The organism is Streptomyces sp. NPDC006925, assembly GCF_042869575.1.
In the GTDB taxonomy this organism is placed as follows: domain Bacteria; phylum Actinomycetota; class Actinomycetes; order Streptomycetales; family Streptomycetaceae; genus Streptomyces.
Genome location: NZ_JBIAGB010000008.1, coordinates 161,178 through 182,619, shown reverse-complemented (window position 1 = coordinate 182,619; position 21,442 = coordinate 161,178). Strand labels below are relative to the sequence as shown.

The window sequence follows — 21,442 nt, the reverse complement described above, 5'->3', positions numbered from 1 at the left end:
TCGCTCTCACAGATCCAGCCGGACGCGGTAGTGGCGCAGCCATGCGTCGAGCTGGAGGACCATCTCGACGTTGCGGCGCTCGCCCCACCCGTCGACCGCGATCGGCCGGTCCTCGGCGGCCAGTTCCGCGCAGGCGGGGCCGTCCAGCAGCGGCCGCACCGGGCTGGCGGGGTCGGCGACGACCGCGTCGAAGCGCTGCCGCAGCACCTGCCCGTAGTGCGGATCCTGGGTGATGGGGAAGGGGCTCTTGCGGCGCTGGGTCACCGAGTCGGGCAGCAGATCGGCGACGGCCGAGCGCAGCACGCTCTTCTCGCGGCCGTCGGCCGTCTTCATCGCCCAGGGGATGTTGTAGACGTACTCGACCAGCCGGTGGTCGCAGTAAGGCACCCGCAGTTCCAGGCCGACCGCCATGCTCAGCCGGTCGTCGCGGGAGAGCAGCAGCGGCAGCCAGCGGGTGAGATGCGCGTGCCCGACCCGCCGCATCACCCGCTCGGTCTCCGACTCGCCCGGCACGGCCGGCACCTCGGCCACCGTCTCCGCCCAGCGCTGCGCCGAGTAGCCCGGCACGTCGATCTTGCGCAGCAGACCGGGGTCCAGCAGCCCGGTGCTCATCCCGTGCGGCGCCACCCGCAGCCCCATCGTCACCCAGGGGAAGTTCGCGGTGTCCACCAGCGTCGGGTCGCGGAAGGACTGGTAGCCGCCGAACAGTTCGTCGGCGACCTCGCCCATCAGCGCCACCGTGGAGCGCTGCCGCACCGCGCGCAGCAGCAGATACAGCGAACGGTCCATGTCCGGGATCGGCCGGGGCAGATCCTGGGCCCGCAACGCCGCCGCGTCCACGACCTGGTCGGCCAGGTCGGCGGTGCGCAGCACCACCGGTTCGTGGTCGGTGCCCACGTGCCGGGCGACCTCGGCCGCGTAGGGCGCGTCCGGGTCCTCGTGCCAGAAGTCCTTGCGGAACCGCTCCGTGTGCCCTTCGAAGTCCACCGCGAAGGTGCGCGGCCGCCCGCCCCCGGCGCCGGCGGCGAACGCCGCCAGCGCGCTGGAGTCCACCCCGCCCGACAGCAGGGTGCACAGCGGGACGTCCGAGACCAGATGGCTGCCGACCGCGTCCTGCAGCAGCCCGCGCACCGTCTCGACGGTCTGCTCCAGCGTGTCGGGGTGTTCGCGGTCGGGCAGCGACCAGTAGCGCGACTCGGTCAGCACCGCACCGCCGGCGCCCTGCTTGAGGAGCGCCGTGTGCCCCGCGGGCAGCTCCCGGATCCCCCGGTAGACGGCGTGCCCCGGAGTCGCGATGTAGGCCAGCAGCTCGGCCAGCCCCTCCGCGTCCACCACGCACTCCAGCGACGGGTGGGCCAGCAGCGCCTTGGGCTCGGAGCCGAAGAGCAGGCCGTCCGCGGTCCGCGCGTAGTACAGCGGCTTGATCCCCAGCCGGTCGCGGGCCAGCAGCAGTTGCCTGCTGCGCGGATCCCACACGGCGAACGCGAACATGCCGTCCAGCCGCTCCACGCACTCCGGACCCCACTCCAGGTAGGCGCGCAGCACCACCTCGGTGTCCCCGGCCGTGCGGAACCGGTGGCCCAGAGCCGTCAACCGGGAACGCAGCTCGCGGTAGTTGTAGATCTCGCCGTTGTGGACGAGCACGGCCAGGGTGCGCCCGTCGTGCTCGGCGGTCATCGGCTGGACGGAGTCGTCCACGTCGATGACGGCGAGCCTGCGGTGCCCCAGCGCGGCGTCCGCGTCGGTCCACACCGCCTCGTCGTCCGGCCCGCGGTTGGCGAGGGTGGCAGCCATCGACCGTACGGTGCTGCCCTCCTCGCGCATCTCCCGCGCGAAGTCGATCCAGCCCGCTATGCCGCACATGCGACCACCCGCTCCTCCAGCTCTCCGACCACCGACGCGGGAGCGGGCTGCTCCAGCATCCCGTCCCGCAGCGCCCGTGCCGCCTCGCGCCGCCCGGCGCCCTGCGCGGGGTCCAGCAGCCCGGCCGCCGCATCCCGCAGCCGCTCCGCGTCCGCCTCGTCCCGGGTGAGGACCTCACCTGCACCGGCCGCCAGCACCCGGGCGGCGTGCCCCGCATGGTCCGGCAACTGCGGTACGAGCAGCAGCGGCACACCCGCGCGCAGGCCGGTCAGCACCGTCCCGGCCCCGCCGTGCGCCACCACCAGGTCCGCGCCGCCGAGCACCGAGTGCAGGGGTGCGTCGGTGACCACCCGCACGCCGTCGGGCAGCTCGCCCAGCAGCGGCCGCTGCGCCGCCGTGACCGCCAGTACCGTCTCGGTCCCCGGCAGCGTGGCGAGCGCTCGCGCGGCGTGCCCGGCCAGGAACAGCGCCGGGTCCAGCCGCGCCATCGTGTGCCCCCAGGTCACCACGGCCCGCCGGACCCCGCGTGCCGGTGGCGGCAGCGGCGGATCGGGCGGCGTGCCCGGCCCGTTGAACGGCACGTACCGCATGGGCAGCCGCGGGTGCCCGGCCGGGTCCGGCGCCTGGAACCCCGGCGGGCACGGGTCGATCGTGACGGCGCCGAAGGGGTCGTAGCCCTCCGGGTCCACGCCCACCCGCTCGGCCAGCGGCGCCAGCGCCTCCGGCAGCAGCGGACGGGCCCGCGCCATCAGATCGGCGCCGTACAGCAGCCGTACCGCGGGAATCCCGGCAGCGGCGGCGGCCAGCGGACCGGCCAGCGCCGTCGGTTCGGACACCACCACATCGGCCTGCCAGCGCCGGGCCGTCTCGGCGGTGCCCTCGACCATCGAGTCGGCGTGCGCGGTGAACATCCGCAGCGCCCGCGGCCCCTTCCCGGCACGCGGTGCCCGCCGGTCGGCTGTGGGGTCGTCCTCGCTGGGCAGCACGTAGCCGCGCACCATGCCGACCCCGTCGACGTCCTTGCCGACGGCGGCACCCGGCAGCCCGGTCCGCTCGATGAGGGGCAGCAGCTCCGGCTGGCTGACGACCAGCACCTCGTGCCCCGCGCTGCGGCAGGCCCAGGCCAGTGGCACCAGCGCGTACAGATGAGAGGGCCAGGCCCAGGTCGTGAACAGTACCCGCATCGCAGCCCCAACCCTTTCCGCCGCCAACCTTGACGCGGCCGACGGTGCCGGAGGGGGCTAGGGGGCGGGTCGCTGCTCGCTCGAGGCGCCGCCGTGGCAGGTGCAGCGCGCGGTCCCGGAGCACACGGGGGCGGTGGTACGGAGCGCAGGAGCCGGGCAGCCGGAAGCCCTCGGGGCCGCCCGCGCACGCGAGCGGCCCCGAGGGCTTCGGCCGGGAGCCGGCCGGGGCGTCAGGTACCGGGCCCGGGGCCCGGCACCGGTCACACGATGCGGAAGTCCGCCATCATCGCCATGTCCTCGTGCTCCAGGTTGTGGCAGTGCAGCATGTACATCCCGCGGAAGCCGGCGAACCGGATGAGGACGTCCACGACTTCGAACGGCCGCACGTCCACCGTGTCCTTCCAGCCCGCGTCCGAGTCCAGCGGCTTCTTGCCGCTGCGCGAGAGCACCTGGAAGTTGGCCAGGTGGACATGGACCGGATGGTGGAAGTCGCTGGTGAAGCGCCAGCGTTCCACCGAGTCCAGCCGGGGCGAGGCCAGCGGCGAACCGGGGTCGTACGGCTTCCCGTTGACGGTCCACATCCGCATGCCGTGCACCTGCTTCTGCCGGAAGTCGAACTGCCGGTCGACGACCGCCTGCCCGGCCTTCAGCCGCTGCACGTCCGCCAGCCGCCGCGGGACCCGGGGCGCGCCCGCGCCCCGCTTCGCCCGCCGCGTCACCCGGAACCGCATCACGTCGCGGGTGCGGCCGTGCCCCAGCGTGTTGACGAGCCGCACCTCCGAGCCCACCGGGAACGCCGCGAAGTCGATGACGACGTCGAACCGTTCGGCGGGCGAGACCGGCAGCTCCTCGTGCTCGCGCGGCGCGCCCAGCAGCCCGCCGTCGCTGCCGATCTGGACGAACGCGGCGCCCTCCCGCGGCCCCGGATCCAGCGCGAGCCGGAAGCGGCGCGCGTTGGAGGCGTTGAGGACGCGGAAGCGGTACCGCTCGGCGCTGACCTCCAGCTCCGGCCAGGGCGCGCCGTTGACCAGGATGACATCGCCCGTCACCCCCTCCATGTACTTCTCGCGCACCCCGGGCTTCCCCGCGAGCGAAGGGTCGAGCGACGGGTAGCGGAACGAGCCGTCCTCCTCGAAGGCCCGGTCGCAGATCATCAGCGGGATGTCCCGGGAGTCCTCGGGCAGCGGCAGCCCGCTCTCCTCGTCGTCGTGCACCAGGAACATCCCGGCCAGGCCGCGCCACACCTGCGGGGCGCTGAAGTCCATCCGGTGGTCGTGGTACCACAGCGTGGTCGCCCGCTGCTTCAGCGGATAGACGTACTCCTTGTGCCCGCGCGAGATCGTCCACTCCGACGGCTTCACCATCTCCGAGCCGCTGTACTCGCCCTTCCCGGCCTCCTCGGGGTGCCGCGGATCGGGGAAGCCGGCGGGCAGCACCAGATCCGTGGGATGCCCGTCGGACTCCGGCCGCTGCACACCGCCGTGCAGATGGGTGGAGGTCGGCATCTCCAGCGCGTTGCGCACCCGCAGCCGCAGTTCGCGCTCCGACTCGCCGACGAAGGTGGGGCCGGGGAACCGCCCGTCGTAGCCCCACACCTCGGTCCTGAGGCCCGGCAGGATCTCCTGCCGGGCGGCGCGCTGCTCCACCTCGTACACCGCGGCACCGCCCCGGGTGCGCACCGGCTCGGCCACCGGTGGCACCGGCAGCGGCACCTGGAACGGCTCGGGCAGCCGTGCGGTGCTGCGCAGCAGTTCGCCGGAGATCCCGTCACCGGCCCGCGGCGCCCCGCATCCGGCGGTCCCGCCCAGCGCCGCGGCGGCGCCCGCTCCGGTGGCCAGGGCCAGCAGCCGCCGCCGCGCCGGACCGCGGCCCGGCTCGGGCGGCCCGCCGTCGGCGTCCTCATGTGGCGCGCTCATCCTCGCCTCCCGCGGCCCGGTCGGTACGCGTACGCCCAGTGGACGAGCGCGGTGCCGGCGGAGACGAGGAACACGCCCATCGGGATGTGCAGTTCCAGCTCCCGCGCGTACCCCCAACCCGCCTGCATCGAGATGACGAAGCTCAGCAGCAGCGCCAGCACGGCCGGCCACAGCGGCCCGCGTCCGGGCCGCCACACCAGGACCGCCGCCAGCACCAGGACCCAGCCGGTGAAGGTGATGGTGTGGGAATTGATCTCGTGCAGTTCGAGCAGGTCCACGTCGCCGCTGATGAACATGCCCGCCAGCACCGGCTGCACCAGCAGCAGGAGGAGGAAGAGCGTCACCACCGCGCGCAGCAGCACGATCGGCCAGCGGCGCACCGCGGGTGCCGGGGCCCCGGTGGCGGAGCCGTCCGACCCCGGTGCGGGGGAGGGGGGCGGGGCCGGTCCCGGGGTGGGCCCGCGAGCAGCGTCCGGGGCGCCGGCGAGGCCCCCGTCGGGATTGTGTGCCATGGCGTGATCTCTCCGGGGTCGGGGTCTGGTCCGAGGGTAGGCAGACGGTCCTCGAGCAGGACTTGAGCCGACGTCTCCCCGCGCCTGGCGCACACCCGTCCGGGCTCCTGCGGGACGTGCCCGCGGGCTCCCGGCCGCGGTGACGCCAGGCGCCGGACCCGAGCCGGAGCGCGCCTCGATCGGATGTCGAGCGCGGATGGTGACGGTGGGGGCCGTTCCCACGCATTGGAGGCGGACACCATGCAGGCTGATTCGCGGCCACCGTTCCGCGTCATGCTGCGGATGGAGATCCATCCCGGCAAGGAGCAGGAGTTCGAGGAGACCTGGCGCCAGGTGGCCACCGGTATCGCACGCGAGCCCGCCAACCGGGGCCAGAAGCTGCTGCGTTCGGTCGAGGACAAGAGCGTCTACCACGTCCTCACCGACTGGACGGACGAGCCCTCCTTCCGCGCGTTCGAGCTGAGCGAGGCGCACGTGGAGAACCGGCGCAGGCTCCAGCCGTTCCGCAGGGGCGGGGAGATGGCCGTCACCGAGACCGTCCACGAGCTGCCGCCGGCATCCGCCGCGCCCCAGCACCCGGCGCCCGCGTCCGACAGCGGGTCCGCTCCGGGAGGAGCCGCCGCGCCCTCGACCGCCCCCGCCGCCGCCCGGGAGAGCGAATCGCCCGCCTTCATCGGGCTGGGCAACATGGGCGGCGGCATGGCCCGCCGCCTGCTGGACGCGGGATACCCCCTGACCGTCCACAACCGCACAGCGGCCAAGGCCGCGCCGCTGGCCGAGGCGGGTGCCACCCTCGCTGCGAGTCCCGCGGAGGCCGCGGCGGGCCGCTCCGTCGTACTGCTCAGCCTGGCCGACGAGGCGGCCGTCGAGGACGTGCTGTTCGGGCAGGTGGCCCCGGTGCTGGCACCGGGCGCCGTCGTCGTGGACACCTCGACGGTCTCCCCCGCCTACGCCCGCGAATGCGCCCGGCGGCTGGCCGGACTCGGACTGCGCCGGGTGGAGGCGTGCGTCGTCGGCAACCCCTTCCAGGCCCGCGAGGGCAAGCTGCGGGTGTACACCAGCGGCGACGAGGCCGACATCGCCCGGGTCGGCGACCTCCTGGAGACCCTCGGCAGCCAGGTCGTCCACCTCGGGGAACCCGGCACCGCCGCCACCCTCAAGCTGATCTTCAACCTGCTGCTCGGCGCGCAGGTGGCCTCCCTCACCGAGGCGGTCGCCTACGGCGTCGCCGCCGGGCTGGACCGTGACCAACTGCTGGCCTCCGTCGCAGAGAGCGGCTTCAGCTCGGTGGTGCTGCGCTTCCGCGCCGACCTGATGCGCAAGGGCGCCTACGAGCCCGCCTTCTTCCGGTCGACGCTGATGGAGAAGGACCTGCGCCTCGCACTGGGCGACGCGGCGGAGGCCGGGTCGCCGCTGCCCGTCCTGGACGCGGTGCGCGAACGCTTCGCCGCCGTCAACGCGGCGGGCGACGGCGACAAGGACGCCTCCGTCCTGCTGGAGCACACCCTCCGCGGCGGCGCGCAGGGCGCGCCGTGACCGCACCCGCAGTGGTCCTCCACCGGTTCCGCGACCGCGCACGACCCCGTGCGGCGGCCGCGGCGTGATCGCCGATTGTGTGTGTCACCTCTTCTGCCGGAAGAGGTGACCCACTATTGGTGGCGGGAGCCGCACCCGCGCTCTCACAGGATGCCGTCCCACTGCCAAGGACGCGGTCCGCAGCGTCCCCGTAGGCAGTCGACGCGGTGCTGGGCCTGGGCGCGCCATTCCGGGTGGGATGCGGCATGCAAGGTTGGGTCCGGCGCATCCTCGGCCTTGCACCTGAGGAGCTGCGTGCCGCGGGGGGAGGCAGCGCGCCGCCGTTCGCCTCGCCGCCTTCGGCCGTGCCTCCCGGAGCTGGAGGCAGCCGGCATCATCGGCCCGGAGGGGCCGAGCAGCCGTCCCAGCTCGGCAGCTTCATCGAGACTCAGCTGGGGCCCTTCCCGATGACTTCCGGCTGCCCATGGCAGTACGCAGTACGTCCTGCCCTCGACGTCGGCGAGGAATTCCCCGGCCACGGTCCTTCTCGGTGCGCAGACGGGCAGCCCCAGCTCGGCCAGCTGTGCGGTGACAGCCAAGCTGCGGCGCACTTTGTGCACTGGGACGTCGAGGATCTGCTTGAGGGCCACCACTCCGGAGTCACAGCTGAGCCGCCAGTTGCGGTTCATCAGTCCAGCAGCGAGATAGGACACCTCGTGGACATCACCAAGCCCGAACGCGGCGGCAATCTCCGCCGGCTCGTTCGGGGAGAGACTCGCCGATGCGAGCTTGCCTGCGTCACCCATCACCGCCACACTTTATCGACCGCGTGGGGGCTGCGTTCTCCCTTTCCTAGCGGTTTCATCAGGGCTCTCAGAGGGCGAGGCGGGCGGGGAAGCCGCCGGTGGCGATCGGGCCCCAGCGCTGCGGCGTCACCCGGATCAGCGACTTGCCCTGCTTGACCATGGCCGACCGGTACTCGTCCCAGTCCGGATGCTCGCCCGAGACGGCGCGGAAGTACTCGACCAGCGGCTCCACCGCCTCCGGCACGTCCAGCACCTCGGCCGCACCGTCGATCTGCACCCACGGCCCGTTCCACTCGTCGGACAGCACCAGCACGCTCACCTCGGCCTCCCGGCGCGCGTTGTGCGTCTTGGCGCGCTCCGGGTAGGTCGCGACCACGATCCGGCCCGCGGAGTCGACCCCGCAGGTCAGCGGCGACGCCTGCGGAGTGCCGTCCGTGCGGCGGGTGAGCAGGATGGCCCGGTGCCGGGGCCGTACGAACTCCAGCAGCTCGTCGAGTCCGACCCGGGTGTTGGTAGCGATCGAGGGAGCCATACCTTCGAACCTACGCCATCGCAACGCCCGCAGGAGCCCTCGGCGCCCCGTGGAATCCGGCGGGGAGGACCGCGCTAGGTGTCACAGGACCACACCGCGCCGCACAGCCGGCACCGGGCGCGCACCCGGCCGCGCACCGGAACCCGCAGCCGCACCCGGCAGGTGGGGCAGGGGAAGGACACGCGCGGCCCCGCACCGTCGCCCGGCTCGAAGGCGTACCCCGCGGAGCCGCCGCGCGCCGCGCCGTGCCGCCGGTCCCGCACATAGCGGCGCCGCTCCCCCCAGGGGGCCGCTGCCAGCGGGGGCATCTCCTCGTCCCGGTCCGCGACGCGGCGGCCCCGTACGTACGCCTCGTACGCCTGCGGGCTGGTGAACTTCACCGCCGGGTCCTCGCCGCAGAGCTGGGCGCGCTTGGCCAGTACGTAGCCGAACTCCTCGGGCGTGAGGTAGCCGAGCTTCTGCGAGGTGAGGGCGTCCTCTCGGAAGGCGTCCAGCAGCAGCCAGCCCGAGCCCAGATAGGCGGCGGCGGTGTCGGTGAGGATCTCGTTGGCCCGGGTGCCCTCGAAGGCCAGCCCCAGTCGGTGCAGCCACACATGCGTCACCTCGTGCGCGAGGGCGGCCCCGATGTCCCGGCGGTGCTGCTTGAAGCGGGCGTTCAGCTCGACGAAATACTCCGGACCGGCCTCCAGTTCGACGTTCGCCGCGTGGGTCATCCCCTCCCGGAAACTGACGATCACCCGGGCCTCCGGCAACCGCAGGTGCGCCACCATCACCCCCGCGATGCGCTGCGTGCCCAGGTGCAGGTCGTCGGCGTCCGCGAAGGCCACGTCGCCGGGCGCGACATCGGAGGCGAAGCCGCGTACCCCGTCCGCCGACAGCCTCCGGTAGAGCGCGGTGATCGCCTCGCGCACCGTCTCCAGATGCGGAAAACCTCGTTCCACGGGGTCGGTCGCCGGTCCGCCCATCTCCACACCCCCACAACCCCCAGCACCTCCAGCACACGGCCCACCGCCAGCTTAGCGCCGCACCGGGCCCCGGGCGGGACAGCGACGGGCCCGGCGAGCGGGCCACACAGCCGGGTTTGCGGCCCGAGTCGTCGGTAATACGAGATGCCAAGTGCTTGGGAGGACAGGCATATCCGCGGGAGGTGGTCGCGCAGACCACCACGGGTGTGCCACCCGAGCCGCTTCCCGCGGTCGCCGGACAGCCACACCACGACTCGGAGGAGCGAGTACCCATGTGCGCAGCACCCCACCGCCACGTCCACGACCGTGTCCCGTACGCGCACCCGCAGCCCGGGACGGGCACACTGCGCGAACAGCCGGTCGAACTGCGCGACCGGGTACGCGCCGCCGTCCGGGAACTGATCGGTGCTCCGGGCACCGCCGCCACCGTGGACCGGATCGCCCGGCACACCGGACTGACCGGGGACGAAGTGCGGGCCGGGCTGCAGGACCTGCAGGGCCGCTGCGCCGTCGGCCGGCACCGGGCAGCCGGGCACCGCACCGGTTCGCGGCCCCACGCGACCGGACGGGTGTCCACCGTCTGAGAGACTCCCGCTGCGGGGCGCCCACGGCCGGGCTCCCGCACGCCCCGCGGACCGCGCCGGGGCGGGATGCGGCCGGCCGGAGGTCCGAAGTGCGCGTGGGGGTTCTCGACGTCGGCTCCAACACCGTGCGGCTGGAGATCGCCGACGCCGGAGGCGCGGTCCCGCTCCCCGTGCACACCGTCAAGTACCGGCTGCGGCTGGCCGACGACGTGGACAGCACCGGCCGGCTGCCCGAACCCGCCGTGCGCCGGCTCGCCGAGGCAGCCGCCGCCGCCCGGCAGGAGGCCGACGGCTGGGGCGTAACCCGGCTGACCGCCTTCGCCACGGCCATCGTGCGGGAGGCCCCCGACCGCGCCCGCATACTCGCGGCCGTACGCGAACGCTCCGGGCTGGAACTGCGCCTGATGTCCGGTCGCCGGGAGGCGGAGCTGACCTTCCTCGCCGCGCGGCGCTGGATGGGATGGCGGGCCGGGCCCATGGTGCTCCTGGACATCGGCGGAGGTTCGGCCGAAGTGGCCTTCGGCCGCGCCGGAGTACCCGATCTGGCCTTCTCCTTCCCCCTGGGCGCCGGCCGGCTCACCCGCGAGTACCTCGGCACTGCCGACCCGCCCCCGCCCGAACAGCTCCGGACGGTACGGCGGCTGGTGCGGCACGAGTTGCGCGACGTCGCCGCGCGGATCCGCTGGGAGCGGCCGCACACCGCCGTGGCCACCTCGCGCACGCTGCACCAACTGGCCCGGCTGTGCGGGGCGCCGCCCGGACGCGAAGGCCCCTTCACACCGCGCTACCTGCACCGCGGCCGGCTCCGCAGCGAACTGCGCAGGCTGGCGCGGCTGCCGGCGGCCGAACGGGCCACGCTGCCCGGCATCTCACCGTCCCGCGCGGGACAGGCCCTGGCCGGAGCCGTCGTCGCGCACACCACCATGGCGCTGCTGGAGGTGCCGACGCTGGAGCTGTGCCCCTGGGCGCTGCGTGAGGGCGTCCTGATCCACCAGCTCGAACGCGACGCGCTCCGCGACCACCCGTCGGGCGCCGACCACCCGTCCGGCGCCGACCACCCGTCCGGCGCCGACCACCCATCCCTGTCGGATCCGTCCGCCGTGCCGGGAAGTCCAACGCCTCCGCACACTTGTCGATAGGCAGCCGCCCCGCACCGAGGCTGGGACGCCGAACCCAGGGGCGACGGCCGAGCGTCGGCGGGACGATGGCGAACGGCGAGGTGTGCACGGGCCGGACCGGGCGGGTCCCCCGCAGGTCGGTGGTGGCGGCGGTCGCCGCCGCGCCGCACACCCGGACCCTGCACACCCGCTCCTCGACGTCACCGTGGACACGGCGTTCCCCCGCGTCGTCGACTACCCGGCCGCGCGACGGGCAGGACCGTGCACGCCCGGCGGGACCCGGTCCGCACCCTCCTGGTCGACGGCGAGGAACACCGGTCCCGGGTCACCGGCGAGCCGGGCACCCACCGCATCGGCTGCACCCTCACCCCGGAGACCGGAACCGAACCGACCGTCGAGATCGAGGCCGAGGGCGGGTGCGGCCCCGCCCCGTCGGCCGTCCGCGGCCCGGACCACCGTGCCGGACCACCGCTGAGACCCGCGCCCGCGCGTGGCGCCGTCCGACCGGGCTGCGCGGTGCCGGGCACCGCGGCCTCGGTACCGGCCCGGTACCGGGTACGGGTCCGCCGCCGCGGACGGACGCCGTGGACGGACGCCGCGGGCGGACGCCGCGGACGGATAGGGTCGGGCGATGACCAGCAGCAGCAATCCCGGGCCCGACGAGGCCGTGCGCGCGGAACTGACCGCGCTCCGCGACAGCATCGACAACATCGATGCCGCTGTGGTGCACATGCTCGCCGAGCGGTTCAAGTGCACGCAGCGGGTCGGGCGGCTCAAGGCCGACCACCGGCTGCCTCCGGCCGACCCGGCCCGCGAGGCGCGGCAGATCGCCCGCCTGCGGGAACTCGCCCAGGACGCGAAGCTGGATCCGGCCTTCGCCGAGAAGCTGCTGAACTTCATCATCGCCGAGGTGATCCGCCACCACGAGCAGCTCGCGGGCGGCGCGGAACAGCGGGCCGACTGACCGCTCAGCGGGCCGACCGACCGCTCAGCGGGTCGGCGGGGACCCGGACGCCACGGGCCGGCGGGCGTGCCGTGCCGGGCGCCCGGGGAACCGGCCCCGCCCGCGCACGGCCGGGGCAGGACCCGCGGGCGCCGGGCTCAGGAGTCCTCCTCGCCCAGCCGGTGCACCCGCACCAGGTTGGTCGAGCCGGGCACACCGGGCGGCGAGCCGGCGGTGATGACCACCAGATCGCCCTGTTCGCAGTGGCCCAGCTTCAGCAGCATCTCGTCGACCTGGTCCACCATCTCGTCGGTGCTCGACACCATCGGACCGAGGAACGCCTCCACGCCCCAGGTGAGGTTGAGCTGCGCGCGGGTGGCCGGGTCCGGGGTGAAGGCCAGCACGGGGATGGGGGAGCGGTAGCGCGACAGCCGCCGCACCGTGTCCCCCGACTGGGTGAAGGCCACCAGATACTTGGCGCCCAGGAAGTCACCCATCTCGGCGGCGGCCCGGGCCACCGCGCCGCCCTGTGTCCTAGGCTTGCCGCGCTCGGTCAGCGGCGGCAGCCCCTTGGCGAGGATGTCCTCCTCGGCCGCCTCGACGATCCGGCCCATCGTGCGCACCGTCTCGATCGGGTACTTGCCCACGCTCGTCTCGCCCGACAGCATCACCGCGTCGGTGCCGTCCAGCACCGCGTTCGCGACGTCCGAGGCCTCCGCCCGGGTGGGCCGGGACGCGTCGATCATCGAGTCCAGCATCTGGGTCGCCACGATCACCGGCTTGGCGTTCCTGCGGCACAGCTTGACGGCCCGCTTCTGCACCAGCGGCACCTGCTCCAGCGGCATCTCCACACCCAGGTCGCCGCGGGCGACCATGATCCCGTCGAAGGCGTCGACGATGGCCTCCAGATTCGCCACCGCCTGCGGTTTCTCCACCTTGGCGAGGACGGGCAGCCGACGGCCCTCCTCCGCCATGACGCGGTGCACCTCCTTGATGTCGTGCCCGCTGCGGACGAAGGACAGCGCGATCAGGTCCGCGCCCGTGCGCAGCGCCCAGCGCAGGTCCTCGATGTCCTTCTCGGAGAGCGCGGGCACCGAGACGGCGACCCCCGGCAGGTTGAGGCCCTTGTGGTCGGAGACCATGCCGCCCTCGACGACCGTCGTGTGCACCACGGGACCCTCGACCCGGGCCACCTCCAGGGTGACCCGGCCGTCGTCCACCAGGATGCGCTCGCCCGCCGTGACGTCGGCTGCCAGGCCCGGATAGGTGGTGCCGCACATCACGCGGTCACCCTCCATGTCCTCGACCGTGATGGCGAACTCGTCGCCTCGTTCAAGGAATACAGGGCCTTCCTGAAAGCGGCCCAGCCGAATCTTCGGGCCTTGAAGGTCCGCGAGCACCCCCACGTTCCGCTTCGTCTCCTCCGAGGCGGCGCGCACCCGGTGGTAGCGCTCCTCGTGTTCGGCGTGCGTGCCGTGGCTCATGTTGAACCTGGCGACATCCATTCCCGCTTCCACGAGCGTCTTGATCTGCTCGTACGAGTCGGTGGACGGGCCCAGGGTGCTGACGATCTTTGCTCGGCGCATAGCCCGAGCCTAAGACTTACCGGCGCGTAAAGAACCGCCGCCGGAGAATTGTCCAACCGCCCTTTACCGAATAGCCATTGAATCCCGAGGACAACTAATAAAGTGGGCGCGTATTCGCTCTGATGAGCGTCCACCGAGCCGTTCCGTCCCACCCGTCGAGACGGAACACCCCGGCCGACCTCGCGCGATCCTCGCGCCTCAGCCCAATCGCGGCGGACTCATCACGAACCGCGCATTCACCTGCGCCGACACCGTCTGCACCTGCGGCTCCAGATCCAGCTCGGGCGGCGGACCCGCGGGCGCCCCGGCGAACCCCCGCATCCCGCCCGGTGCCGCCGGAAGCCGCGGCGGACCACTGCCCTCCGCGCCCAGATCGGCCAGCTCCACCAGCGCCACCAGGTGCGCGCCCAGCGCCTCCGCGTACTCCCGCGCCCGGGTCACCGCCTCCCGCACCGCCTGCTGCCGCGCCGAACGGTGCGCGGGCGAGTTCCGCCACAGCCCCCACCACGGCCCCTCGACCTGCGTCAACTCCAGGTCGGCGAGCCGCGTCGTCAACTCGCCCAGCACCGTGAAATCCGTGACGGTGGCCTGCAGCCGCACCCGCCCGTGGTACGCGTGCACCCGCTCCCGCCGACTGCCGTCCACCATCTCGGGCTGCACACTGAACGCCCCCGTCGACAGCTTCTCCACCGCGTCGCCGTAGCTCTTGACCAACTCCAGCGCATGCGCATTCCGCCGGGTCAGATCCTCCAGCGCCCCGCGCCGGTCCCGCCCCCGCGCGGAGACCACCACACCGATCCGCGCGTACTCCGGGTCGAACTCCAGGCTCGCCTCCCCGCGCACCGCCACCCGCGGCGCCTCGGGAGTGCCGAACGGCGCCGCCCCCGCGTCCTCCGGCGCCGGACCGAAACCCGCACCCGCCTCCGGGCCCTCGCCCGCGCCGCCGGAGCCCGCACCGTGCGGCGGCGGGGGCGGCGGCGGAGGAGGAAGCGGCGGGGTTCCGGGTATCTGCGTCATACGGACACTGTGGCAGACCGCCCGGCAGCCCCCGCGCCGCCGTCCGCCGTCGTTGCCGCCCCCTCCCGCAGCCCGAACGTGGTGAAGGCCGTACGGCGCGGCAGCGGATAACTCTCCCGGCCCGTCACCGCGTTCAGGATCACCGCGCTGCGGTGTGCCGCCAGCCCCAGGTCCGGCGCCCCCACCCCGTGCGTGTGCCGCTCCGCGTTCTGCACGAACACCGAACCGCCCACCGCGGGGTCCAGCACCAGCCGGTACTCCTCGTCCACCAGCGGACGCCCCGAGCCGTCCCGGCGCACATATCCCTCCAGCGCCGCCAGCAGCCCCTCCGCCGGACGCTCGGCGTAGCCCGTCGCCAGCACCACCGCATCCGTCGTCAGTACGCCCCGCTCCTGCCGCTCGGCGTGCTCCAGATGCAGCTCCAGCCGCGACCCGCCGCCGCGCACCGCCGTCCGCACCCGCACCCCGGGCGTCAGCACCACATCGGGCCACCCGGCGGCCCCGCCCCGGTCAGCGGCGCCCCGGTCCAGCTCCAGCGTCCTGCGGTACAGCTCGTCGTGCACGGCCGCCAGCGTCCCGGCGTCCACCGCCTTGTGCAACTGCCCCTGCCGGGGCAGCAGCCCGTCCCGGACCGGCTCGGACAACCCGTGGAAGTAGCGGGTGTAGTCCGGGGTGAAGTGCTCCAGCCCCAGCTTGCTGTACTCCATCGGCGCGAACGCCGGGCTGCGCGTCAGCCAGGTCAGCTGCTCCCGGCCCACCGGACGGTTGCGCAGCAGGTCCAGGAACACCTCCGCACCCGACTGGCCCGATCCGATCACCGTCACATGCCCGGCCGCCAGCAGCTCGGCCCGCCGGTCCAGGTACTCCGAGGAGTGGTACACCGGCACCGCCGCATCCTGAGCCGACGGCCGCAGCGCCCGCGGCACGTGCGGCGCCGTACCGATCCCCAGCACCACGTTGCGCGCGTACGACCTGCCCGGCGCCGACACCTCACCCGGCGCCTCCAACCGGGTGAAGTCGACCTCGAACAGGCCCCGTTCGGCACTCCAGCGCACCGCGTCCACCTGGTGCCCGAAGCACAGCCCCGGCACCCGCTCGCTCACCCAGCGACAGTACGCGTCGTACTCCGCCCGCTCGATGTGGAACCGCTCCGCGAAGTAGAACGGGAACAACCGCTCCCGCTCCCGCAGAAACCGCAGGAACGACCAGGGGCTGGCCGGGTCCGCCAGCGTCACCAGGTCCGCCAGGAACGGCACCTGCAGCGTCGCCCCCTCGATCAGCAGCCCCGGGTGCCAGCGGAACTCCCCCCGCTGCTCGAAGAACGCGCACCGCAGCCCGGCCACCCCGTCGCCCAGCGCGGCCAGCGAGAGGTTGAACGGACCGATCCCGACCCCCGCGAGATCCAGCGGCTCCACCGCCTCCAGGTCCCCGGCCCTGTTGCCGCGGCCGTTCCCCCCGCCGTTCCCGTCGTCGGCCCGCCGCGCCCGCGCCACGCCCCTCACGCCCCCACGCCCTCGCCGGCCTCGGCCACCGGGCTCCCCTCCACCGGGCCCTCGCCCTGGCCGCGGGAGTCCACACCCGCCGCCTCCGCCACCAGCTTCAGCAGCGCTGCCAGATCGCTGCCCCGCACCGCCGGATTGAGCACCGTCACCTTCCACCACAACCGCCCCTCCACAGCGGCCCGGCCCAGCACCACCTGCCCGCGCTCCAGCAACTGCCGCCGCACCCGCGCCACCAGCGCGTCGTCCCCACCGGCCGGACGGAACACCACCGTGGAGACCGTCGGCCGCGCGTACAGCTCGAACCGCCCGTCCCGCGCCACCCGGTCCGCCAGCTCCCACGCCGCCGCACAGGTACGCTCCACCAGCCGGGCCATCCCCGCCCGCCCCAGCGCCCGCAGCGTCACCGCCACCTTCAGCACATCCGGACGCCGAGTGGTCCGCAGCGACCGCCCCAGCAGATCCGGCAGCCCCGCCTCCGTGTCGTCATCGGCGTTCAGATAGTCGGCCCGGTGGTCCAGAACTTGCAGCGCCGCCCGCTCCGGCACCGCCAGAAAACCCGCCGCCACCGGCTGCCACCCCAGCTTGTGCAGATCGAACGTCACACTGTCCGCTTCCTCCAGCCCCGCCAGCAGCTCCCGCAGCGCCGCACTGAACAGCAGCGGACCCCCGTACGCCGCGTCCACATGCAGCCAGGCACCGTGCCGCCGCACCACCTCGGCCACCCGCGGCAGCGGATCGACCGCACCGGTGTCCGTCGTCCCCGCCGTGGCCACCACCAGCGCCCGCGCCCCCGCATCCGCCCGCGCCAGACCGCCCAACGCCGCCTCCAGAGCAGCCGGATCCAGCACCCCGCGCGGCGCCGGCACCACCTGCGGCGGCTCCAGCCCCAGCAGCCACGCCGAACGGTGCACACTGTGATGCGCGTTCGCACCGCACACCACCCGGGCCCGGCCCCCCGCGGCGGCCTGCCGCTCCCGCGCCAGCAGCAGCCCGAGCTGGTTCGCCTCCGTACCCCCGGTCGTCACCAAGGCGTCCGGACCCGCCTGCGGGCTCCCGGCCTCCCCCGGCGCGTCCGCACTCGGCCGCGGACCCGCGCCCGGGAAGACCAGCCGCGCCAACTCCCGGCACACCAGCGCCTCCACCTCCGAAGCGGCAGGCGCCTGGTCCCACGAGTCCAGCGACGGATTCAGCGCACTCACCGCCAGATCCGCGGCCGCCGCCACCGCCAGCGGCGGGCAGTGCAGATGTGCCGCGCACAGCGGCTCCGCCGGATCGGCGGCACCCCGCGCCACCGCACCTACCAGCACCTCCAGCGCCTCCCGCGCGCCGGCGCCCTGCTCCGGCAGCACCGCACCGACCGCAGCACGCAGCCGCGCCGCGACCGCCTCGGGACCCCCCTCCGGCAGCGGCCCGCCCCGCTCCACCGCACCGCGCGACAACGCCCCCAGCACCGCGCCGAGCAGCGGCCGCAGCGCAGCCGGGCCGGCCGCACCACCCGCCAGCGCACCGTCCCGCACCCCGTACTCCGGCTCCGGGCCCTGCGCCTGCCCCGGCTCCCGGCCCGGCTCCGGGTCGGCCCGGCCCCCCGGAACGGGAAAGACATCCTGCAGGCCATCGACGGTGAACGCGGACACGGGGGCTCCTTCGGACACAGCGGACCGACACGACGGCGGCCACAGGTGGTTAGGGCGACCTAACTTAGGGGCCGTGCGCCCCGCTGCCCGACGATCTCCGCGCTACTTCGCCCGAACGAAGTAGATCGCCCCGGACGGCCCGGCGAATCTGATAAGAGACCCGCCCCCACCCGGGCCGGCCAGGACGGCCCGCCTCACGCCACCGCCGCCCGCACCCCCAACGCCCGCCGCAGATCGTCCAACTGGTCCTCCAGCCGACGCCGCAGCGCAGGCACCGGACCACCCGAGGTCAGACACTCCTCACCCCGCGCCAGCGTCCCCTCGTCCACGAACGCCGCAGGAAACGCGTACCGGCCCGCGGCCTCCGCCATCGCCGCACCCCGCCGCTCGGCAAGGGGCACCACCTCCGCGAAATACCGCTCCACATAACCCCGCAGCAGCTCCTGCTGCTCGGGCTGCCAGAAACCCTGCGCCGTCGCCGTGAACAAATAGTTCGACAACGCGTCCGCCGGGCCGAACATCGCCTCCCACGCCGCCTCCTTCGCCGCCGCACTCGGCAGCGCCGCCCGGCACCGGGCAGCGGCCTCCACACCCCGCGCACTCGGATCCGCCGCACGCGCCTCCTCGATCTCCTCCACCCCCACCGCGCCCAGCACCGACAACCGCAACAGCAGCCGCCACCGCAGCTCCGCGTCCAGCGCCGGCCCGCCCCCCGGCACCTCACCCGCACTCCGCCACGCCAGCAGCTCGGCCGGATCGGTCGCACAGTCGATGAAACACCGGGCAGCCGTCAGCCGCACCCCCGAACCCCCGGCAACCGCACCACCCCCGGCGCCCACCCCGGCACCGCCACCGACCCCCAACAGCTCACCGCACACCTCACCCAGCAGCCCCAGCGCCTCCCGCCGCTCCGCACCCACCAGGAACCGCTCCGCCGCCTGCCCCCGCGCGAACGCCAGCACCCCCTGCACCACCGCGTTGTCCCCCTCACGCGGCAGATGCGCCCGCACCGTCCGCACATACTCCAGCGGCTCCAACTCCCCCTCCCGCACCATGTCCCGCGCCGCGTTCCACACCACCGCACGCGACAACTGCCCCGGCACCCCCGACAGCGCCGCCCGCACCGTGCCCCACGAGACCGGATCCAGCCGCACCTTCGCGTACGTCCAGTCCAGATCGTTGACCAGCACCAGATCCGGCCGCGGCCCCTCCAACGTCACCGTCAGCCGCCCCCCGCCGCCCGGCACGTCCCGCTCCAGCCGCTCCCGCAGCACCAGCCGCGACGCGTCCGCCGGAGCCCGGTCGTACAGCCCCAGCGCCAACCGGTGCGGACGCTCCCCCCGGTGCTCCACATCCACGTACCACTGCCGGGCCTCCGACTCGCCCACCCGCGGCACCAGCGTGTCCACACCCGTCGTCCGCAGCCAGCTCTCCGCCCAGCCCCGCACATCCCGTTCCGACGCACGCGCCAGCGAGTCCAGGAACTCCGCCAGCGTCGCGTTCCCGAACCGGTGCCGCGCGAAATGCTCGTTGATCCCCGCCAGGAAACTCTTCTCACCCAGCCACACCACCAGCTGCCGCAGCGCGGAGGCGCCCTTCGCGTACGAGATCCCGTCGAAATTGCCCCGCGCCGCCGCCGTGTCCGGCACCGCATCCGGATCCGGCGCCACCGGATGCGTCGAGGGCCGCTCGTCCGCGTCGTACCCCCAGCTCTTGCGGGCCACCGCGAAGTCCGTCCAGGTGTCCGTGAAGTGCGTCGCCTCGCCCAGCACCTGGTAGCCCATGTACTCGGCGAACGACTCGTTCAGCCAGATGTCGTCCCACCAGCGCAGCGTCACCAGATCGCCGAACCACATGTGCGCCATCTCGTGGGCCACGACCATCGCACGCGTCTGCCGCTCGGTGTCCGTGACCGCCGACCGGAAGACGAACTCGTCCCGGAACGTCACCAGACCCGGATTCTCCATCGCCCCCGAGTTGAACTCCGGCACGAACGCCTGGTCGTAGGAGTCGAACGGATACGGCTCGTCGAAGATCTCGTGATAGCGGTCGAAGCAGCGCCGCGTCACCTCCAGCAGCTCCGCCGCGTCCGCCTCCAGATACGGACCCAGCGACCTGCGCACATGCAGCCCGAACGGCAGCCCGGCGTGCTCGGTGCGCACCGAGTGGAACGGCCCCGCCGCCACCGCCATCAGATACGTGCTGAGCGGCGGCGTCGGCGCACACTCCCACCGGCCTTCGTCCCCCTCCACCCGGGCCGCCACCCCGTTCCCCAGCACCGTCCACTCCCGCGGCGCCGTCACCGACACCGCGAACTCCGCCTTCAGGTCGGGCTGGTCGAAGCAGGCGAACACCAGCGGCGCGTCCGCCATGCAGCACTGCGTGTACACATAGGCGCACCCGTCCTCCGGATCGGTGAACCGGTGCATGCCCTCACCCATCCGCGAGTACGGCATCACCGCCTCGACCCGCAGCTCGTGCTCCCCGGCCGCCAGCCCCCGCAGCGGCAGCCGCCCCTCCCGCAGCGCGCCCGGATCCAGTGCCGCACCGTCCAGCTCGGCCCGCAGCAACTCCCGCGGCCGCACCTCCACGAACGTGTCGGCGCCCGACTCCAGCACGGTGAACCGCACCACGGTCGTGGACCCGAACACCTCCTCCCCCCGCGTCAGGTCAAGATCCACGGCATACCGCCGCACCCGCACGACCCGAGCCCGTCCCTGCGCTTCCGCACGCGTCAACACGACCATGCGCGCCATAGTGCCCCACCCGGATGCGCCGGGCACCGGGTCCTCAGTATTTCGGGCCGACATGCGCGTCCATCAGCGCCACGGAGGCGCGCCGGGCGACGGAGACGTTGTACGGGACCGCGCCCCGACGGAGGAGCTTCCACTCGACCCCCACTCGGTCGAGAGCGTGCCCGTAGATCCGCAGAATGTCTTCGGAGCGATTGGCGAACAGGTACCTCGGATATTCGTACCGCTTCCGCTCCCCACCCACAGTGCGTGTGGTCCAATTCGTGATGCGGCAGCCGTCGGAATGCACCAGTCCCCGGATCAGCCCCCAGGGGTGGGTGTCCACGATGTCCCGCTGCCAGGACACCAGCTCGATGCGCCGCTCGTGTTTCTTTCCCGGGCCGTGCTGGGGGAACAGGCACCAGAGGTGCTGGGAGTACACCTTCACGTTGCGGCACCCGGTCCTTCTGGTCCCGGAGACCGCGTTGTGCGGGAACACTCTCCGCATGGCGTCCTCGCATTCGGCGATGAGGCCCGGCCAGGCGTCTGCGCAAGCGATCATCAGGCTGGGTACCCGGTGTCCGGAGCTTTGGATGATGTGGCCGTCACCGAGGTAGAGCCCGAGCAGGTAGGAGTACGTGCGTCTGTCGAAGGAGCGGCTCTCGCAGCGCGGGCATTCCCGTCTGCGCCCGTCCCCGGAGGAAGGTAGATCACTCTCGGAGCGGCGGAGCCGTTCTCGGTGCAGCCAATAGCCGACCGTGCCGTACGGGACCTGCAGGTATCGGGCCACTTCTCGGTTGGTGGCCCCTCGCCGATGCAGATCGAGTGCCTGTTCCCGTTTCGCATTGCTGTGCGGCCTCATGTGGGCAGCATCACGCACTCCGGGGGGAGCCGGGAGAAAACAGTGCACCCGTCACTCCTGGGAGTGACGGGTGCACTGTTCTGGTGCCGGGTGCGGGACTCGAACCCGCACGTCCTTTCGGACAGATGTGTTTGAGACATCAGCGTCTGCCTGTTCCGCCAACCCGGCCAG

17 protein-coding genes and 1 tRNA gene are annotated in these 21,442 nt (G+C 73.5%); 4 read left to right on the top strand and 14 right to left on the bottom strand.

The window, feature by feature from the left end; genetic code table 11:
- Window positions 1–6: 6 nt before the first annotated feature.
- From asnB to ACFYNS_RS14065, 4 genes are all read right to left on the bottom strand, one after another.
- Complete coding sequence (gene asnB, locus ACFYNS_RS14080; protein WP_360299436.1) at window positions 7–1,863, bottom strand: asparagine synthase (glutamine-hydrolyzing); 1,857 nt, start codon at window positions 1,861–1,863, stop codon at window positions 7–9.
- Complete coding sequence (locus ACFYNS_RS14075; protein ID WP_360299433.1) at window positions 1,851–3,047, bottom strand: nucleotide disphospho-sugar-binding domain-containing protein; 1,197 nt, start codon at window positions 3,045–3,047, stop codon at window positions 1,851–1,853. The genes asnB and ACFYNS_RS14075 overlap by 13 nt, the downstream gene beginning before the upstream one ends.
- Window positions 3,048–3,307: 260 nt before the next feature.
- The gene (locus tag ACFYNS_RS14070) at window positions 3,308–4,963 is read right to left on the bottom strand and encodes a multicopper oxidase family protein (RefSeq protein WP_360299431.1); all 1,656 of its coding nucleotides are present in this window, start codon (window positions 4,961–4,963) and stop codon (window positions 3,308–3,310) included.
- Window positions 4,960–5,475 (bottom strand): hypothetical protein, encoded by a 516-nt coding sequence (locus tag ACFYNS_RS14065; protein WP_360299429.1) that lies wholly within the window; start codon window positions 5,473–5,475, stop codon window positions 4,960–4,962. Before ACFYNS_RS14065 ends, ACFYNS_RS14070 begins: the two co-directional genes overlap by 4 nt.
- 240 nt (window positions 5,476–5,715) lie before the next feature.
- Between ACFYNS_RS14065 and ACFYNS_RS14060 the strand changes: the two genes are divergently transcribed.
- Complete coding sequence (locus tag ACFYNS_RS14060; protein ID WP_388602822.1) at window positions 5,716–7,011, top strand: NAD(P)-binding domain-containing protein; 1,296 nt, start codon at window positions 5,716–5,718, stop codon at window positions 7,009–7,011.
- Window positions 7,012–7,154: 143 nt separating this feature from the next.
- Here ACFYNS_RS14060 and ACFYNS_RS14055 read toward each other — a convergent pair whose 3' ends face one another.
- From ACFYNS_RS14055 to ACFYNS_RS14045, 3 genes are all read right to left on the bottom strand, one after another.
- Window positions 7,155–7,796 (bottom strand): phosphotransferase enzyme family protein, encoded by a 642-nt coding sequence (locus ACFYNS_RS14055; protein WP_388602970.1) that lies wholly within the window; start codon window positions 7,794–7,796, stop codon window positions 7,155–7,157.
- Between the two features lie 67 nt (window positions 7,797–7,863).
- Window positions 7,864–8,328: a PPOX class F420-dependent oxidoreductase gene (locus tag ACFYNS_RS14050; protein ID WP_360299424.1), complete on the bottom strand. Its 465-nt coding sequence runs from the start codon at window positions 8,326–8,328 to the stop codon at window positions 7,864–7,866.
- 74 nt (window positions 8,329–8,402) lie between these two features.
- A complete protein-coding gene (locus ACFYNS_RS14045; protein ID WP_360299421.1) occupies window positions 8,403–9,293 on the bottom strand; it encodes a hypothetical protein in 891 nt (296 codons plus the stop codon).
- 272 nt (window positions 9,294–9,565) lie between these two features.
- Here ACFYNS_RS14045 and ACFYNS_RS14040 point away from each other — a divergent pair, with 272 nt between their 5' ends.
- The 3 genes from ACFYNS_RS14040 (at window position 9,566) to ACFYNS_RS14030 (ending at window position 11,959) form a co-directional block, all read left to right on the top strand.
- On the top strand, window positions 9,566–9,877 hold the full coding sequence (locus tag ACFYNS_RS14040; protein ID WP_360299418.1) for a hypothetical protein: 312 nt from the start codon (window positions 9,566–9,568) through the stop codon (window positions 9,875–9,877).
- An 89-nt stretch (window positions 9,878–9,966) separates the two neighbouring features.
- A complete protein-coding gene (locus ACFYNS_RS14035; protein WP_388602817.1) occupies window positions 9,967–11,016 on the top strand; it encodes a Ppx/GppA family phosphatase in 1,050 nt (349 codons plus the stop codon).
- A 610-nt stretch (window positions 11,017–11,626) separates the two neighbouring features.
- Window positions 11,627–11,959 carry a chorismate mutase gene (locus tag ACFYNS_RS14030; RefSeq protein ID WP_360303697.1) on the top strand — a complete coding sequence of 111 codons (333 nt, stop codon included), beginning with the start codon at window positions 11,627–11,629 and terminating at the stop codon, window positions 11,957–11,959.
- Between the two features lie 137 nt (window positions 11,960–12,096).
- On the opposite strand, the gene pyk is transcribed toward ACFYNS_RS14030, so the two are convergent.
- The 7 genes from pyk to ACFYNS_RS13995 all read right to left on the bottom strand — a co-directional run bounded on the left by pyk (window position 12,097) and on the right by ACFYNS_RS13995 (window position 21,439).
- Window positions 12,097–13,524 (bottom strand): pyruvate kinase, encoded by a 1,428-nt coding sequence (gene pyk / locus ACFYNS_RS14025; protein ID WP_388602813.1) that lies wholly within the window; start codon window positions 13,522–13,524, stop codon window positions 12,097–12,099.
- A gap of 198 nt (window positions 13,525–13,722) precedes the next feature.
- Complete coding sequence (locus ACFYNS_RS14020; RefSeq protein WP_388602810.1) at window positions 13,723–14,541, bottom strand: SIMPL domain-containing protein; 819 nt, start codon at window positions 14,539–14,541, stop codon at window positions 13,723–13,725.
- Complete coding sequence (locus tag ACFYNS_RS14015; protein WP_388602968.1) at window positions 14,538–15,956, bottom strand: lysine N(6)-hydroxylase/L-ornithine N(5)-oxygenase family protein; 1,419 nt, start codon at window positions 15,954–15,956, stop codon at window positions 14,538–14,540. Before ACFYNS_RS14015 ends, ACFYNS_RS14020 begins: the two co-directional genes overlap by 4 nt.
- 83 nt (window positions 15,957–16,039) lie before the next feature.
- Window positions 16,040–17,560 carry a pyridoxal phosphate-dependent decarboxylase family protein gene (locus ACFYNS_RS14010; protein ID WP_388602966.1) on the bottom strand — a complete coding sequence of 507 codons (1,521 nt, stop codon included), beginning with the start codon at window positions 17,558–17,560 and terminating at the stop codon, window positions 16,040–16,042.
- Between the two features lie 311 nt (window positions 17,561–17,871).
- Complete coding sequence (gene pepN / locus ACFYNS_RS14005; RefSeq protein WP_388602809.1) at window positions 17,872–20,424, bottom strand: aminopeptidase N; 2,553 nt, start codon at window positions 20,422–20,424, stop codon at window positions 17,872–17,874.
- Window positions 20,425–20,467: 43 nt separating this feature from the next.
- Window positions 20,468–21,271 carry a helix-turn-helix domain-containing protein gene (locus ACFYNS_RS14000; protein WP_388602808.1) on the bottom strand — a complete coding sequence of 268 codons (804 nt, stop codon included), beginning with the start codon at window positions 21,269–21,271 and terminating at the stop codon, window positions 20,468–20,470.
- A gap of 81 nt (window positions 21,272–21,352) precedes the next feature.
- Window positions 21,353–21,439: transfer RNA gene (locus tag ACFYNS_RS13995), tRNA-Leu, on the bottom strand.
- Between the last annotated feature and the right edge of the window lie 3 nt (window positions 21,440–21,442).

Coding starts and splice junctions, on each gene's coding strand:
- ACFYNS_RS14045 (WP_360299421.1), bottom strand. CDS start 9,293: ATGGGCGGACCGGCGACCGACCCCGTGGAACGAGGTTTTCCGCATCTG.
- ACFYNS_RS14075 (WP_360299433.1), bottom strand. CDS start 3,047: ATGCGGGTACTGTTCACGACCTGGGCCTGGCCCTCTCATCTGTACGCG.
- ACFYNS_RS14030 (WP_360303697.1), top strand. CDS start 11,627: ATGACCAGCAGCAGCAATCCCGGGCCCGACGAGGCCGTGCGCGCGGAA.
- ACFYNS_RS14055 (WP_388602970.1), bottom strand. CDS start 7,796: ATGGGTGACGCAGGCAAGCTCGCATCGGCGAGTCTCTCCCCGAACGAG.
- ACFYNS_RS14000 (WP_388602808.1), bottom strand. CDS start 21,271: ATGAGGCCGCACAGCAATGCGAAACGGGAACAGGCACTCGATCTGCAT.
- ACFYNS_RS14065 (WP_360299429.1), bottom strand. CDS start 5,475: ATGGCACACAATCCCGACGGGGGCCTCGCCGGCGCCCCGGACGCTGCT.
- asnB (WP_360299436.1), bottom strand. CDS start 1,863: ATGTGCGGCATAGCGGGCTGGATCGACTTCGCGCGGGAGATGCGCGAG.
- ACFYNS_RS14050 (WP_360299424.1), bottom strand. CDS start 8,328: ATGGCTCCCTCGATCGCTACCAACACCCGGGTCGGACTCGACGAGCTG.
- ACFYNS_RS14060 (WP_388602822.1), top strand. CDS start 5,716: ATGCAGGCTGATTCGCGGCCACCGTTCCGCGTCATGCTGCGGATGGAG.
- pyk (WP_388602813.1), bottom strand. CDS start 13,524: ATGCGCCGAGCAAAGATCGTCAGCACCCTGGGCCCGTCCACCGACTCG.
- ACFYNS_RS14020 (WP_388602810.1), bottom strand. CDS start 14,541: ATGACGCAGATACCCGGAACCCCGCCGCTTCCTCCTCCGCCGCCGCCC.
- ACFYNS_RS14040 (WP_360299418.1), top strand. CDS start 9,566: ATGTGCGCAGCACCCCACCGCCACGTCCACGACCGTGTCCCGTACGCG.
- pepN (WP_388602809.1), bottom strand. CDS start 20,424: ATGGTCGTGTTGACGCGTGCGGAAGCGCAGGGACGGGCTCGGGTCGTG.
- ACFYNS_RS14070 (WP_360299431.1), bottom strand. CDS start 4,963: ATGAGCGCGCCACATGAGGACGCCGACGGCGGGCCGCCCGAGCCGGGC.